Source organism: Brevibacterium sp. K11IcPPYGO002 (genome assembly GCF_050920635.1).
Lineage (GTDB): Bacteria > Actinomycetota > Actinomycetes > Actinomycetales > Brevibacteriaceae > Brevibacterium.
The window spans coordinates 2440537-2455010 of record NZ_CP131929.1; the positions used below are offsets into that span (position 1 = coordinate 2440537).

Genomic DNA, 14474 nt, shown 5'->3' on the forward strand with positions numbered 1-14474 from the left:
TCCGCACGGCCCGGACTCACGGGGCCCGCACCCGCACGGCCTGCACCCGCACGGCCTGGAACCGCCGCTCCGAATCCTCGGAGCCGAACCAGGCTGGGACGCACCGCCGTGACTTCGGACGGCACAGACCGCTCGACTCAACAGAACTGCTACTCGTTCACCCGCTAGGAAAAGGAGAAATCGTGCCGAACACACTCTTCATCGACGGACAGTGGGTTTCAGCCGTCAACGGTGGAACCCGGAAGATCCACAATCCAGCCGACGGCAGCTTCGTCGCCGAGGTGGACGAAGCCAGCCCTGAGGACACCGAGCTGGCGATCAAGGCCGCCCGCCGTGCCTTCGACTCCGGCGTCTGGTCATCGGTTCCTGCCAGCGAACGCGGCGACCTGCTGCTGAAGTTCGCCGCCGTGCTGCGTGAGCGCAAGGACGAATTCGCGCGTGCTGAGTCCCTCGACACCGGCAAGCGCTTCGTCGAATCGCAGATCGACATGGACGACATCGCGAACTGCTTCGACTACTTCGGCAAGCTCGCCGCAAACGATGCCGGTCGCGTCGTCGACGCCGGAACCGACACCGTGGCTTCGAAGATCGTGCACGAACCCCTCGGCGTCTGCGCACTCATCACCCCATGGAACTACCCGCTGCTGCAGGCCGCGTGGAAGATCGCTCCGGCCATCGCCGCCGGCAACGCCTTCGTCCTCAAGCCGGCCGAGCTGACCCCGCACACCGCGATCCTCACCATGCAGGTGTTCGAGGAGCTCGGTCTGCCGGCCGGAGTCGGCAACCTCATCCTCGGTGCGGGCGCCGATGCCGGTGCCCCGCTGTCGACTCACGAAGACATCGACATGGTCTCGTTCACCGGCGGACTCGTCACCGGTCGCCTGCTGGCACGCAACGCCGCGGACACGATCAAGAAGATCGCCCTCGAACTCGGCGGCAAGAACCCGAACGTCGTCTTCGCCGACGCCGACTTCGAGGCGGCCCTGGACAATGCGCTCAACGCCGCGTTCGTCCACTCCGGTCAGGTGTGCTCGGCCGGTGCCCGACTCATCGTCGAGGAATCCATCGCCGAGGAATTCGTCAACCGCCTCGTCGAACGTGCCGAGCAGATCCGCCTCGGCGGTCCCTTCGATGAGAACGCCGAGACCGGTCCCCTGATCTCTGCGGCACACCGCGACAAGGTGCATGCCTATGTCGAGAAGGGTGTGGCCGAAGGTGCCCGTCTGCGCTGCGGCGGCAAGTTCGGTGAAGGCGATCTGGCCGACGGCTTCTACTACCTGCCGACCGTGCTCGACCAGGTCAAGCGCGGAATGTCCGTCGTCTCCGATGAGGCCTTCGGTCCCGTCGTCACCGTCGAGACCTTCTCCACCGTCGACGAGGCCGTCGAGATCGCCAACGACACCTACTACGGTCTCGCCGGAGCCGTGTGGAGCCAGGATGCGGGCAAGACCCAGCTGGTCGCTCAGCGTCTGCGCCACGGCACCATCTGGATCAACGACTTCCACCCCTACCTGCCGCAGGCCGAATGGGGCGGGTACAAGCAGTCCGGCTTCGGTCGCGAACTCGGACCCACGGGTCTCGCCGAGTACCAGGAAGCCAAGCACATCTACCAGAACCTCGAACCGGCAGTCACCGGCTGGTTCCCCAACCACACCAAGTGATCAGTCGCAGCCTGCAGACGCCTACCTCTACAAGGAGAGATGAACAGTGAAGACTACTCATAGCTTTGACTACGTCGTCGTCGGCGGCGGCTCCGCGGGAGCCGCGGTCGCAGCCCGGCTGAGCGAGGACCCCGAGGTCACCGTCGGACTCCTCGAAGCCGGCCCCACCGACACGGACAAGGACGTCGTCCTTCAGCTCAACCGCTGGATGGAGCTCCTCGAATCCGGCTACGACTGGGACTACCCGATCGAAGAGCAGGAGAACGGCAACTCGCATATGCGCCACGCCCGCGCCAAAGTGCTCGGCGGCTGCTCCTCCCACAACTCGTGCATCGCCTTCTGGGCTCCGCGCGAGGATCTCGACGAGTGGGAAGAGAAGCACGGCGCAGCCGGGTGGGGTTCGAAGGACACCTTCGGCCTGTACAAGAAGCTCGAGAACAATGAGCTGCCCGGCGACCACCACGGCCATGACGGACCGGTCAGCCTGATGAATGTGCCCCCGGTCGACCCCTGCGGCATCGCTCTCCTCGACGCCTGCGAGCAGGCCGGCATCCCCCGCGTGCAGTTCAACGAGGGGCAGACCGTCATCAACGGTGCGAACTTCTTCCAGGTCAACCGCAAGGACGACGGCACCCGGTCGTCGTCCTCGGTGTCCTACCTCCACCCGATCCTCGACCGTGAGAACCTCACGATCCTCACCGGCACTCAGGCCAAGGAGCTCGAGTTCGACGAGAACGACAACTGCACGGCCGTGCTCGTGGTCAACAACGCCTTCGGCAAGACCAACCGGATCGAGGCGAAGAAGGAAGTCATCGTCTCCTCCGGCGCCATCAACACCCCGCAGCTGCTCATGCTCTCGGGCATCGGCCCGAAGGACCACCTCGCCGAGGTCGGCATCGAGACCCGCGTCGACTCGCCGGGAGTCGGCGAGCACCTGGGCGATCACCCGGAGGGTGTCATCTCGTGGGAGGCCAAGAAGCCGATGGTCGAGGACTCCACCCAGTGGTGGGAGATCGGCATCTTCTCGCCCACCGAGGAGGGGCTCGACCGTCCGGACCTGATGATGCACTACGGTTCGGTGCCCTTCGACATGCACACCCTGCGCCAGGGCTACAACACCTCGGAGAACTCCTTCTGCCTGACCCCGAACGTCACGCATGCGAAGTCGCGCGGCACCGTGCGTCTGCGCTCGAAGGACTTCCGTGACAAGCCGAAGGTCGATCCCCGCTACTTCACCGATCCGGAGGGTCACGACATGCGCGTCATGGTCGCCGGCATCAAGAAGGCCCGCGAGATCGTCGCCCAGGACGCCATGTCCGAATGGGCCGGCGAGGAGCTGTTCCCCGGCAAGGACGTCCAGACCGACGAGCAGATCGCCGACTACATCACCCGCACCCACAACACCGTCTACCACCCGGTCGGCACGGTGCGCATGGGAGCACCTGATGACGAGATGTCGCCGCTGGATCCGCAGCTTCGGGTCAAGGGTGTGAACCGTCTGCGCGTCGTCGACGCCTCGGCGATGCCGGAGATCACCACGGTCAACCCGAACATCACCGTGATGATGATGGGTGAGAAGTGCGCAGAGATGATCAAGAACGGTCAGTGATCTGAGCCGGTCGGTTGACCATTTCATCTGACCTCAAGGCATGAGAAGGGGGCGCTGCCAGTGCAGCGCCCCCTTCGTCATGTCCGGCCGCGACGATCAGAGTCGCGTTCGGACCGGTCAGCCTCAGTCCGCGTCATCGCCCTTTCCCTGTCCGCGACTGCTCGAGCGGCTGCCTGTGCGACTGGCCAGCGTTCCCTCGCGCCGGCCCTTCTTCTCTCGACCGATTTCGACGTAGGGGTCCCGGAACTTCGGTGCCGGTTCGACCGCTTCGGGTTCGGTGACGACTTCCTCATCGTCGTCATATTCGTGCCCGAACTGTTCGTCGTCGCCCTGTCGGCGTTCGACCTCTTCGGGCGGCAGGACCCTCTTCCAGCGGCGCATGCGCACGCGCGGCAGGATGCCGGCGTCTTCACGCAGGGCGCGCATGAGAGCGTAGATCTGGAAATAGGCGATGATGAAGAACGGCAGACCGACGAGGATGATCGTCGACTGCAGGGCTTCGAGTCCGCCGGTGCCGGAGAACACCAGCAGGGCCGCGGTGACGACGGCGACGGCAAGGGCCCAGAAGATCCGCTGCGGCAGCGGGTTGAAGTCCTCGTGGCCGTTGTTCATGGTGTCGACGACGAGCGCTGCGGAGTCGACCGAGGTGACGAAGAAGATGATCACGAGGACGATCGCAACCACCGATATGGGACCGGCCAACGGATAGTGGTCGAGGAACGCGAACAGCGCACCCGGGATGTCTCCCTGATCGACGACTCGGTCGACCAGTCCCCCACCCTGGTTGAGCTCGATGTCGAAGGACGCGTAGCCGAAGATGCCGAACCACAGGATCGAGAACGCCGAGGGAATGGCGAGGACGCCGATGACGAACTGGCGGATGGTGCGTCCGCGGGAGATGCGGGCGATGAAGATGCCGACGAACGGCGACCAGGTGATCGTCCACGCCCAGTAGAAGACCGTCCAGGTGTTCTGCCATCCGGTGTTCGCGAACGTGTCGTTCCACAGTGCGAGTTCGGGCAGCTGGTGGATGTAGGTGCCGAGGGATTCGAAGACGCCTTTGGCCATGAACAGGGTCGGTCCGAAGGCGATGATGAAGACGAGCAGCAGCACCGCCACGACGATGTTGAGGTTCGACAGGATCTTGATGCCCCTGTCGAGGCCGAGTGAGACCGAAATCGTGGCCAGCCCGCAGACGACACCGATGATGATCAGCTGCCACAGGGCGTTCTCGGGGATGCCGATGACCTGGGCGAGCCCGCCGTTGATCTGCAGTGTGCCCAGGCCGATCGAGACGGCGATGCCGAAGACGGTGCCGATGATGGCGACGACGTCGATCGTCTTGCCGATGGGTCCGTGGATGCGCTCACCGAGGATGGGCTGGAAGATCGAGCTCACGCGCGGCGGCAGGTTCCGCTTGTGGATGAAGTAGGCGAAGCACAGTGCGGGCAGAGTGAAGATCGCCCAGGTGTGCAGGGTGAAGTGGTAGTACGTGAAATTCATGGCATCGACCGCTGCGGCCGGCGTGCCGGGTTCGATTCCGAGGGAGGCACGGGGTGGGTCGCCGAAGTGGCTGACGGGTTCGGCCACGCCCCAGAACATGAGGATCGAACCGATTCCGGCGGCGAAGAGCATGGCGAACCAGGCGCCGTTGGAGTGCTCCGGAGGTTCGTCGTCGGGGCCGAGCTTCGCCCGCCCGTATCGGGAAGCGGCGATGTAGATGAGAAAGACGACGAAGACGGTGACGCCGAGGATGTAGAACCAGCCGAGGTTCGTCAGCAGCCAGTCGGAGGCGACCGAGACGCCGGCGTCGATCTGATCGGTGAAGAAGATCGTCCCGAGGACGAAGATGATGATCACGGCCGCTGAGGAGAAGAAGATGGCCGGGTTGGTGCGAAGTCTCAATGCATCGTGCAGTTTGTCGAGCATGGCGTACCTTCCGTAGAGTTGTTGCCGCCCACACTACAGAAGCGTCGCACCGTATCAACAAAATCGGTTGTCACAAATCCGTGTCGTTGCGCTCGGGCGCATTCCCTCGCCGAGGCGGCCCACCCTATATGCGTCCCCATCGCCTGGTGCGCCCCGCAGTCCGAGAACGACGAGACGGTGCTCGAACCGTATGGGGTTCGGGCACCGTCTGCTCTGTCTCCTGTTGTTCGTGTGCCTGAGATGACTGGCCTGCCTCAGATAACATATTTGCCTCAGATGGCTTGTCTGACTCAAGATGGCTTGTCTGCTCTGCAGGCAGGTGTGTCAGTGTTTCGGCGTGTTGGTATCTCCATGGCCCTCGGGAGGATCCAGTCGTCGGTCGTTCCCAACGTAGGGGTCTCGCGCGCTATGACGGTCGGCGCGAGGTCCGTGCTCGTCGGCCACCGAGTCTTCGGCCCGTGGGTGAACACCATGTTCCGGCGGATAGCCGTCGGCACGGACGTCGTGCTGTTGGACAGGGTCATCCGACCGGCGGGAGTCGGCTGTGGCCTCTGGTGCATCCGGATCCAGCTCGTCGGCACGTTGCAGTCGGCGTTCATGCTCGAGACGCTCTGCTCTCACAGCTTCTTCCCGCTTAGCCGCTTCCGAGTCGAGCTGTTCGGCTTGTGCAGCCTGACGATCAGCCTCAGCCGCCCGTGCGTCGGCGTCAGCCTTCGCGCGTTTGGCCTCAGCTCTCTGCTTCTCGACCTCGGCCTCTCGGGCACGAACATCGTGTTCGGACTCGGCAGCCTCCTGCCGAATCTGCGCGGCCTGTTCCCGCTGGTGTTCGCGCTTCTTCGCTGCCGCCTTGCGGCTGACTGCGATGATGATCCCGACGATGATCAGAACCACGACGATCGCGACGACAATCCAGATCATGGTTGTTGCGTTCATGCGGTGTCTCCCTTGCTGTCTATTCGGATGTCGCTATTCACTTGCATCCGGCCCAGCGGACAGCTTCATCGTGACACGACACACGCCCGTCGACAAGCACCTGCAACTCGGGAGAAGAACACTTCGCACGTTCTGGAGCGGAACACGTTCAACATTCCGGCACTGCCCGTTCAGCAGTACGCGGAAGTTCAGCAGTACACGGACACTGGTTCAGTGGATCCAGCGTGGACTCGACGCCCGGCCCTCAGATCGGGTTTCCGCGCTCCATCAGTTCCATGACAATCCATTTGGCGAGGGTTTCCGGGTCAATCGTGAGCATATGCGGCAGCCGCAGCGTCCGTCGCCGGTCGGGAGTATCCGGTGTCCTGATGCTCACGTCGATGTAGGCGCTGACGTTCACCTTGGAGATGTGGACTTCGAGAATCCGACTCCATGGCACGCCTCCATCGGGAAAGTCGTCGACAGCAGCCCACAGCCCGAAGTCATTGACGATCACTTGAGGTGTGGGAAGGCCGGACCGACGCAATCGTAGGAAACCAGCTGGATTGCGCAGAAACTGCTTCGTGCGATTGAAGCCGATCGCGACCTCGCCGGTGTGAGCAAGTTCGGCCTTGAGCGCGTCAATTGTCATCGAAATCGTGTCCATCCGTGAATACAGTGATGGCCCCGCCCAACCCACGAAGGATCGAACGAGGCCATCACCCCAAAAAATATTGCGGCAGTCACTTACTCTCCCACAACCACCAAGTTGCAGTACCATCAGCGCGAATGGGCTTAGCTACCGGGATGTTACCCACCCGATCGCCTGAACACTTGGATCAAACTGTGTTTGTCCTGGTCAGACCCGGTAGAAACGGTGTTCCGTGAACCTCGTTTCCGGCGGGCAACGAGATATAACTCTAGACCACCCCAGAGGCGACGTGCAACTCGAGAACGGAAATCTTGCTGTGACACCCGTCACCAGGGGTATACACCCGGTTTCACACCTACTTCCACAGGCACAGCAGCACGACTCCCGAGCCCCGCCAGGTTCTCGCCGACGGCAGTCCCTGGCCCTCGCCGTGCAGGTGATTCCCAGCGTTTCGGGTCGTCCCAGCCCCTACACTGACGGGATGACTCAGAAAGAGCAGCGAGAACGACTTGGCCGAAACGACCTCGATCTTGAAGACGCCCTCATCGACGAGGCGGCAAATACAGTCACGGAGGGTGCCAAGCGGCTCAACCGGAAGTGGCCGGAACTCATAGTCACCGGGCTCTTCGGCGGCATCGATGTCGGTCTCGGCATATTGGCCATGGTGCTCGTCAAGCAAGCAACCGGGTCGGAGATTCTGGCAGGGATGGCGTTCGGCATCGGCCTATTGGCTTTGAAGCTCGCGCATTCCGAGCTATTCACCGAAGAGTTCCTCCTCCCGATCAACGCCGTCATCGCCGGTCAGGCGAATTGGGTACAGGTATTCCGCCTCTGGTTGACCACCCTCGTGACAAACCTGATTGGCGGCGCGGTCTTCGCCTGGCTGATCGTCATCGCCCTCCCGGACTATCACAAGACGATCGCGGATATGGCGCTCGGCTATATCAACCAGTCTTCGCTCATCGTCATGCTCGCTCTCTCACTTCTCGCCGGCGCGACGATCACTTTGTCGACCCGTATGCAGCAGGGAACGTCGAATGATGTCGTCAAGGCGATCGTCTGTATGATCACCGGCCTGTTGGTGATCGGAGTCAGCATGTTGCACGGAGCCATCAACGCGATCGTCATCTTCGCCGCCATGATGGCGGGCGCGGATATTTCGATCTTCGACTTCCTGCAGTGGTTCGCAATCGTGATCCCGCTCAACATGCTCGGAGGTCTGCTGATCATCACCCTGCCCCGGATTGTGCGCACTCGTCGCGTGCTGTGGGCAGTCCGCAAAGGCAGCATCTCTCTCGAGGAACTCGAGGAGCAGAGTTCTTAAGCGCTTGGCTCACACGCCCCGGTAGCCAGGCATGAGCCGATCACTGTCGACGATCTGCTTGCCCAAGGGCATGAGCGAGACGGGGATGAGTTTGATGTTCGCCCAGCCGAGGGGGATGCCGATGATCGAGATGAACAGAGGGATCGAGGTGATGACGTGGCCGATGGCCAGCCAGACTCCGGCGACGATGAGCCAGATGATGTTGCCCAGGGTCGTCGCCACTCCCGCCGGGCGGGTCTCGATGACTTCGCGGCCGAAGGGCCACAGTGCATAGTTGCCGATGCGGAAGGACGCGATGCCCCAGGGGATGGTGACGATGAAGATGCAGGCGATGATGCCGGCGGCCCAGTACCCGAGGGCGAGCCAGAGGCCGGAGAAGATGAACCAGATGATGTTGAGCAGGGTGCGCATGATCTCCTCGTGCGTTTGTCAGTCGGTATTCGTGCGGTTGTCCGTCATCTGCCAGTCTGCTCGATGACCGCATGCTTTTCCATGGTGATGGCCCCACATCGCCGGTCCGGTTGACCGCAGGCTGCCAGAGCGCACGCTGACTGACTGCATTCCCCTAGCCGCAATGCCGTAGCCGACGTTGCCTCTACAACCCGCTAGTTTGTATTCGCCGATGACAAGGTTTCCCGTTGTCGGACGGATCCAATCGTCGTGAATATGACAATGCCGCGCCCTTCGAAAGAGGAGGACGCGGCATTGTCAGGGTCTGCGGTTTGCTCAGCCGACGATATCGACGGCGCCGAGGGTCTTCTTGCCGCGGCGCAGGAGGACGACTCCCCCGGCTTCCGTGGAGAGCACATCGGCCGAGGTCAGGGTCTGCTCCTGGTCGGCGACCTTGACGTTGTTGATGTAGGCGCCGCCGTCCTTGATGGCACGGCGGGCCTCGCCCTTGGACTTGACGATGCCGGCGGTGACGAAGGCATCGGCGATCGGCAGCCCTTCGGCCAGCTGAGTCGCGGACACCTCACCGCGGGGCAGCTCGGAGGTTGCGGCACCCAGCGTCGAGGCGTCGAGGCCGGCCAACTCTCCTCCGCCGAAGAGGGCGGAGGCGGCGGCGATGGCCTGCTCGTATGCTTGGCGTCCGTGGACAAGGGTGGTGACATCCTCGGCGAGGGCCTTCTGCGCCACACGGGTGTGGGGGGCGGCGGTGAACTCGGCTTCGATGGCTTCGATCTCGTCGATCGGGCGCAGCGAGAACACCTTGAGGTACTTCACCACGTCGCGGTCGTCGGCGTTGAGCCAGAACTGGCTGAACGCGTACGGGCTGGTCAGCGACGAATCGAGCCACACGGTGCCGGATTCGGTCTTGCCGAACTTCGTGCCGTCGGCCTTCGTGATCAGCGGGGTGGCCAGGGCATGGACGGACTTCTGCTCGACGCGGCGGATGAGGTCGACGCCCGAGGTGAGGTTGCCCCACTGATCGGAGCCGCCGGTCTGCAGGGAGCAGCCGTAGCGGCGGTTGAGCTCGAGGTAGTCGTTGCCCTGGAGGATCTGGTACGAGAACTCGGTGAAGGAGATGCCGGCTTCACTGTTGAGGCGGGCGGAGACGGACTCCTTCGCAAGCATCCGGTTGACCGGGAAGTGCTTGCCGATATCGCGGAGGAAGTCGATGGCCGACAGCTGCGAGGTCCAGTCGAGGTTGTTGACGATCTGGGCGGCATTGGGTCCGTCGAAGTCGAGGAACTTCTCGACCTGGGTGCGGATCTTCGCGACCCATTCCTCGACGACTTCACGCGGGTTGAGCGTCCGCTCCCCCGACATGCGGGGGTCGCCGATGAGGCCAGTGGCGCCGCCGACGAGGGCGAGCGGGTTGTGTCCGGCCTGCTGGAGGCGAGCGGCGGTGAGCAGCTGGACGAGGTTGCCCATGTGCAGGCTCGGGGCCGTCGGATCGAAACCGACATAATAGGTCAGCGACTCCTCGGCCAGGGCTTTCTGCAGGGCGGTCTCGTCGGTGGAAACTGCGACGAGCCCGCGGGCCTTGAGTTCACTGAAGATGTCGGTCACTTCGGTCCTTTCGAATCTGTGGTCTGTGCCGGCGCGGAGCCGACGGGGTCAATTCTACGTGTTCGCCGAGGCGGCTGTTCCCGCGTCCTCCTTGAATCACCAAGCGGCCCTTCAGCCCGGACCCCACTCGTCGGGCTGATCTGCGAAGAGATCTCCGCGATGTTCGTCATCCTCTGGGAAGGTGGCGGGTTGTGCTGCGTACCACTGACTCCAATCGGTGCAGCATCTCCGCCGACATGCCAGCACCTTCGAAGACTGCGGAGGAACGGTCCCTGATTCCTCGCCCGATCTCCTCGGCGATGCCGACAACCGTGTCCTCGTCGAGGTCAGTTCTGTTCGCGAGCTTCCGCCAGTGGGCGAACTGCACTTCAGAGCTGCGCAACGCGCCGCCGACCTTCATCGCCAGTCGATCGTCGGTCAAGGTCGGCCATACGAGTGTCGGCACCGCGTCGTAAAGCGGAGTCAGACGAATCTCATCGTCGAGGAACACCGAATAGTTCTTGGCATGCGCATCGGCGTTGCCGAGGTAGACGTTGAATGCCAACAACCGGATGAAACGATACTTCTCGGATTCTGCCGCATGCCGTCCGAGCACCTCGATGATCTGTTCCGGTGACATTCCGTATTTCTGATCGGGTGAGCGCCCGACGGCTTGGGCGAAGTCCTCTGTGTGAATGCGACGAGCGACCGATTGCGCCGTATCTCTGTCGAAACGTTTGACGATGAATGTCGACTGCCCACGAATTTTCACTGCGTTGGCGACCGGCGCATCCAGGCCGAGTTCAATAGCCAGAGTGAGCGCACCAGTTTCTGCCTCGGGCACCTGTACAAGTCGCTGCATCGCCGGTTTGAGAATGTGGGTAGACGGCACGGCGGCAGAAGGCCAGAACCAATCGTCGCCGATACGAGCCAGTGTGAATTTTCCCTGCGCTCCGGCCAGGGACAGACGTGTCGACCCAACTTGTTCCGCGGCAAGCCAGGCGTCAGGGTCGTGAATGATCGATGCGATGCGATCGGCGATCTGGTCGTCAGTTGCGATGACGGCGCCTGCGGATCCTGAGTCAGGCGCTTGACCTTCAGGGTTGAGGAAAAGAGCACCCGCAAGATCCTCGCCCATATGAGCCAGCAACTCGAATGGCTCTTCGGTCGTTCCCAGTTATCGGGCCCAGCGGCCGCGAACCCGAACATTGTCTGGAAGAAGGTTGTCGAGAAACCGCTCGGCAGCGTTCCTGGTCGCTCCGCCGTCGAGCGGCAGGGACAGCGAAATCGGCGGACCCTCGTAGTCTCGATCGTAGGCGAAGCTGACGGGCCCCGAAGCACCGCGCCGGAATTGCCCCAGATGGCGACCATCCTTGAACACTTCCAGCGCAGTCTCAGCGATGGCTGGCTCCCAGTGCACGCGTCAACTCAGAGACGTTGGAATCATCGTGCTCTTGATGGTGTAAGTGCTGTCCCCCGGAATCTTCGCTGAATCTCCGGTATTCATCCTTAAGCGTGCCGTCGTCATGGAACGCCCACTGCGGAATAGCAGGCACTGCTCGAGGCGACAGGCCGAGGGTCTTCAGTACGGTCATCACCAAACCGATCTCGGCCCGGGGGTGACCGCCCTCCAGATCGACGATGAAACGTCGACCGACACCGGCGCGCTGGGACAACTCTGCTTGAGTCCACCCCAGTTCGGTCCGCGCCCGATGAACGACTGTCGCGAGTCGTTCCGGGGTGTCGATGAACGGACGAGTCTCCATACCCCGATTTTAGTCGCCGTGTTCCCGTATGGGAACACTGCTGCCGCATCTGGCACCCGGGCCGAGAACCTCCGCCCACCTGCCCACTCACGCACTCGTGCCCCACATCCTCACTGCCCTGACTCAGCTGTGTGCGGTCCGGCCGAGCACCGGTTCGACGTCGGATTCTCCGACCGGCGGCCCGGGGTTCGGGTCACTTTCCGGAAAGGGACGGCTGACCAGAACGGCTGCTGCTCCGACCACGGCGAAGAGTGCCCAGACCCCACCGATGAGGTAGGGCCCGGCTCCCGGAACCATGATGAGGGCCGAGGCGATCATCGGTGACAGTCCCGCTCCGAGCGCTGCGGCGAGCTGATAGCCGACGGATGCGCCGGTGTACCGTACGGCAGGCGGGAAGAGTTCGGAGACATAGGCCGCAATCGGCCCGTAGCACAAGCCCTGGACAATCCCGTTGCCGAGGATGATTGCAGCAGCGTACTGGTGGAGCTCACCGCTGACGATGAGCATCACGATCGGCACGGCGAGGACCGCAGCCACGATGTGGGCGCCGATGAGAGAACGCTTTCGTCCGATCCTGTCGCTCAGTCGTGCGACCACGAACGTCACGATCAGAGTGGTCAGCGCTCCGACGGCCTTCCAATTGAGAACGTCGGATTTGTCCTCTCCTGCGGCGACCGCGACCGATACGCCCCAGACGGTCGTCAGGCCCTGGGTGACATAGATGGTCATCGTCGCGAAGAGAGCGATGAGAACCTGCCGCTTGTAGTCCTTGAACACTGTGAGCAGCGGGACCTTTCTCTCCTCACTCTCGTGTTCGAGCTGCTGGAAGGCGGGCGTTTCGCTGACCTTGAGACGGATGACGAGACCGACGACGATGAGCACGGCCGAGAGCAGGAACGGCAGACGCCAGCCCCATGTCACGAAGTTCTCCCCGGTCAGTGTCGCTGTCAGCGACAGAACGAGCGTCGCCAGGATCGCACCCGCCGGACCACCGGCATTGGCGAACGCCGCGGCCAGACCGCGCCGTTTCTTCGGCGCATGCTCGAGTGCCATCAGCGCCGCGCCGCCCCACTCGCCGCCGACGGCGATTCCCTGGATGATGCGCAGTGTGAACAGCGATACCGGAGCGATCATTCCGATCGATGCGGTCGGCGGCATGAGTCCGATGACCACGGTGACCGCCCCCATCATCACCATGGAGACGATCAGGGCCTTCTTTCGCCCCACCCGGTCGCCGAAGTGCCCGAAGATCACTCCGCCGAGCGGGCGTGCCAGGTAGCCGGCCGCGAGAGTGCTGAACGAGGCGAAGAGCGACAGTCCGGGACCGAGACCCGCAAAGAACAGCTGAGCGAAGACGATCGAGGAGGCGGTGGCGTAGAGGATGAAGTCGTAGAACTCGATGGCAGAGCCGACGAAGCTCGAGGTGAGAATTCGTCTCATCTCGGGCGTCCTCAACGAGGTCTGGAGGCCGTCTCTGTCAACAACATCTTTGTTGTCGTGCATATTTCAGTCAGCTCCTCAGTGCTGGTTGGGCCACAGTGGCGATATTGATGGTGTCGAGGTCTTCGGGGACCAGGAAGGTTCCGGCGAATTCTGTCTGCCCCTTGTGCCAGACGGAGTCATCGGCAGAACCGGGCACCAGATGGTGGAGAGCGAGCGTTCGCGCCTGTGCCGCGTTGGCGACTCGAATCGCTCCGGCGACAGAGGTGTGGGACTTGTAGTGGTGGTCTCTGGAGGCTCTGCCTTCGTCGTCGTCACGGTGCGCATACATCTGGTCGACCCAGTCGAAGTCGATTGCTTCGTGGAGCAGCAGGTCCGTTCCTTGTGCAAGTCTGACGAGGTTGGCGGTTTCGCAGGTATCGCCCGAAATGGTCGCCGACCCGTGCTCGCTGTCGAACCTGAAGGCGAAGGCGGGTGCCACGGGCGGATGTTCGACGAGGATCGCAGTCACCGTGACGAGATCGTCCTGGAAGATGACGAAGGGTTCCATCTCCGGGGTCGGAGCCGTATTGGGGTGGTACCCGATGTCCTGTGGGATCGCGATATCGCGGGGGTCGAAGAGGCTCTCCGGCGATGGTCGCAGGGAGTCGAGCACGCGATCGTTGAGGTCGGTGGCGAAGGCCGCGACGATGTTGGTGAACATGTCCGTGATGCCTGGGGTGGGGTTCGCCGGCGCGACAGGCGTGGGCGGGACGATTGCGCGCGGCGAGGTCGGAGGCAGCGCGCCGCGGTCGCCGGGCCCGAAGAGGGGAACCGGGGTGTCGACTCGGTGCTGGAGCTCGTGCATTCCGAACACCACCAGCGACGGAAGATCAATGGTGTGGTCCGAATGCAGATGGGTGATGAAGACTCCGCCGAGGTCGCCGAGTTCGAGACCGGCCTGACGTGTGCGACGTCCGACGCCGTGGCCGGCATCGACGAGGTAGAAGCGGTCTTCGACGACGATCGCGGTCGAGATCCCTGCTCGATCTTTGGCGTCGCCTTTCCACCAGCGTGGGCCACCGGCGGTACCGAGGGTGACTATCTTCATCTTCGAATCGTTCATGAGCTGGCACTTTCGACTTGTTGCGTCTTTGACCTCTTCAGTCTTCTCCGTCGGAATCAAAAAGAAAAGCAAATTTTTGCTGGC

At 62.8% G+C, this 14474-nt stretch carries 13 protein-coding genes; 3 read left to right on the plus strand and 10 right to left on the minus strand.

The genetic code is table 11. The features are described 5' to 3' along the window. Window positions 1-182 precede the first annotated feature (182 nt). Together QYM46_RS11075 and QYM46_RS11080 are read left to right on the plus strand one after the other, a co-directional pair. Entirely contained in the window at window positions 183-1661 is a 1479-nt protein-coding gene (locus tag QYM46_RS11075; protein ID WP_432788969.1) for an aldehyde dehydrogenase family protein, read from the plus strand. A gap of 46 nt (window positions 1662-1707) precedes the next feature. Then, window positions 1708-3270 (plus strand): GMC family oxidoreductase, encoded by a 1563-nt coding sequence (locus QYM46_RS11080; protein ID WP_432788970.1) that lies wholly within the window; start codon window positions 1708-1710, stop codon window positions 3268-3270. A 123-nt stretch (window positions 3271-3393) separates the two neighbouring features. Here QYM46_RS11080 and QYM46_RS11085 read toward each other — a convergent pair whose 3' ends face one another. The 3 genes from QYM46_RS11085 to QYM46_RS11095 all read right to left on the minus strand — a co-directional run bounded on the left by QYM46_RS11085 (window position 3394) and on the right by QYM46_RS11095 (window position 6778). Continuing rightward, window positions 3394-5199 (minus strand): BCCT family transporter, encoded by a 1806-nt coding sequence (locus QYM46_RS11085; RefSeq protein WP_432788971.1) that lies wholly within the window; start codon window positions 5197-5199, stop codon window positions 3394-3396. A 324-nt stretch (window positions 5200-5523) separates the two neighbouring features. Next, entirely contained in the window at window positions 5524-6132 is a 609-nt protein-coding gene (locus tag QYM46_RS11090) for a hypothetical protein (RefSeq protein WP_432788972.1), read from the minus strand. A gap of 244 nt (window positions 6133-6376) precedes the next feature. Then, window positions 6377-6778 carry a hypothetical protein gene (locus QYM46_RS11095; RefSeq protein WP_432788973.1) on the minus strand — a complete coding sequence of 134 codons (402 nt, stop codon included), beginning with the start codon at window positions 6776-6778 and terminating at the stop codon, window positions 6377-6379. 466 nt (window positions 6779-7244) lie between these two features. On the opposite strand from QYM46_RS11095, the gene QYM46_RS11100 reads away from it, so the two are divergent. Beyond that, window positions 7245-8087, plus strand: a complete 843-nt coding sequence (locus QYM46_RS11100) for a formate/nitrite transporter family protein (RefSeq protein WP_169252535.1) — start codon at window positions 7245-7247, stop codon at window positions 8085-8087. Window positions 8088-8096: 9 nt separating this feature from the next. Here QYM46_RS11100 and QYM46_RS11105 read toward each other — a convergent pair whose 3' ends face one another. From QYM46_RS11105 to QYM46_RS11135, 7 genes are all read right to left on the minus strand, one after another. Beyond that, window positions 8097-8498 carry a YccF domain-containing protein gene (locus tag QYM46_RS11105; protein ID WP_169252536.1) on the minus strand — a complete coding sequence of 134 codons (402 nt, stop codon included), beginning with the start codon at window positions 8496-8498 and terminating at the stop codon, window positions 8097-8099. Between the two features lie 315 nt (window positions 8499-8813). Further along, on the minus strand, window positions 8814-10100 hold the full coding sequence (gene tyrS / locus QYM46_RS11110) for a tyrosine--tRNA ligase (RefSeq protein ID WP_432788974.1): 1287 nt from the start codon (window positions 10098-10100) through the stop codon (window positions 8814-8816). 166 nt (window positions 10101-10266) lie between these two features. Beyond that, entirely contained in the window at window positions 10267-11217 is a 951-nt protein-coding gene (locus QYM46_RS11115) for a HipA domain-containing protein (protein WP_432788975.1), read from the minus strand. A 39-nt stretch (window positions 11218-11256) separates the two neighbouring features. Continuing rightward, window positions 11257-11499, minus strand: coding sequence for a HipA N-terminal domain-containing protein (locus tag QYM46_RS11120; protein WP_432788976.1), 243 nt, complete (start codon window positions 11497-11499; stop codon window positions 11257-11259). Continuing rightward, window positions 11474-11845, minus strand: coding sequence for a helix-turn-helix transcriptional regulator (locus tag QYM46_RS11125; protein WP_432788977.1), 372 nt, complete (start codon window positions 11843-11845; stop codon window positions 11474-11476). The genes QYM46_RS11120 and QYM46_RS11125 overlap by 26 nt, the downstream gene beginning before the upstream one ends. A 123-nt stretch (window positions 11846-11968) precedes the next feature. Next, window positions 11969-13285 carry an MFS transporter gene (locus tag QYM46_RS11130; RefSeq protein ID WP_432788978.1) on the minus strand — a complete coding sequence of 439 codons (1317 nt, stop codon included), beginning with the start codon at window positions 13283-13285 and terminating at the stop codon, window positions 11969-11971. Between the two features lie 70 nt (window positions 13286-13355). After that, window positions 13356-14390 carry an MBL fold metallo-hydrolase gene (locus QYM46_RS11135; protein ID WP_432788979.1) on the minus strand — a complete coding sequence of 345 codons (1035 nt, stop codon included), beginning with the start codon at window positions 14388-14390 and terminating at the stop codon, window positions 13356-13358. Window positions 14391-14474: the final 84 nt, after the last annotated feature.

Excerpts from the sequence above, each read along its gene's own strand:
- QYM46_RS11085 (WP_432788971.1), bottom strand. The coding sequence starts at position 5,199 with ATGCTCGACAAACTGCACGATGCATTGAGACTTCGCACCAACCCGGCC.
- QYM46_RS11090 (WP_432788972.1), bottom strand. The coding sequence starts at position 6,132 with ATGAACGCAACAACCATGATCTGGATTGTCGTCGCGATCGTCGTGGTT.
- QYM46_RS11095 (WP_432788973.1), bottom strand. The coding sequence starts at position 6,778 with ATGGACACGATTTCGATGACAATTGACGCGCTCAAGGCCGAACTTGCT.
- QYM46_RS11100 (WP_169252535.1), top strand. The coding sequence starts at position 7,245 with ATGACTCAGAAAGAGCAGCGAGAACGACTTGGCCGAAACGACCTCGAT.
- QYM46_RS11105 (WP_169252536.1), bottom strand. The coding sequence starts at position 8,498 with ATGCGCACCCTGCTCAACATCATCTGGTTCATCTTCTCCGGCCTCTGG.
- QYM46_RS11115 (WP_432788975.1), bottom strand. The coding sequence starts at position 11,217 with ATGGGCGAGGATCTTGCGGGTGCTCTTTTCCTCAACCCTGAAGGTCAA.
- QYM46_RS11125 (WP_432788977.1), bottom strand. The coding sequence starts at position 11,845 with ATGGAGACTCGTCCGTTCATCGACACCCCGGAACGACTCGCGACAGTC.
- QYM46_RS11130 (WP_432788978.1), bottom strand. The coding sequence starts at position 13,285 with ATGAGACGAATTCTCACCTCGAGCTTCGTCGGCTCTGCCATCGAGTTC.
- QYM46_RS11135 (WP_432788979.1), bottom strand. The coding sequence starts at position 14,390 with ATGAACGATTCGAAGATGAAGATAGTCACCCTCGGTACCGCCGGTGGC.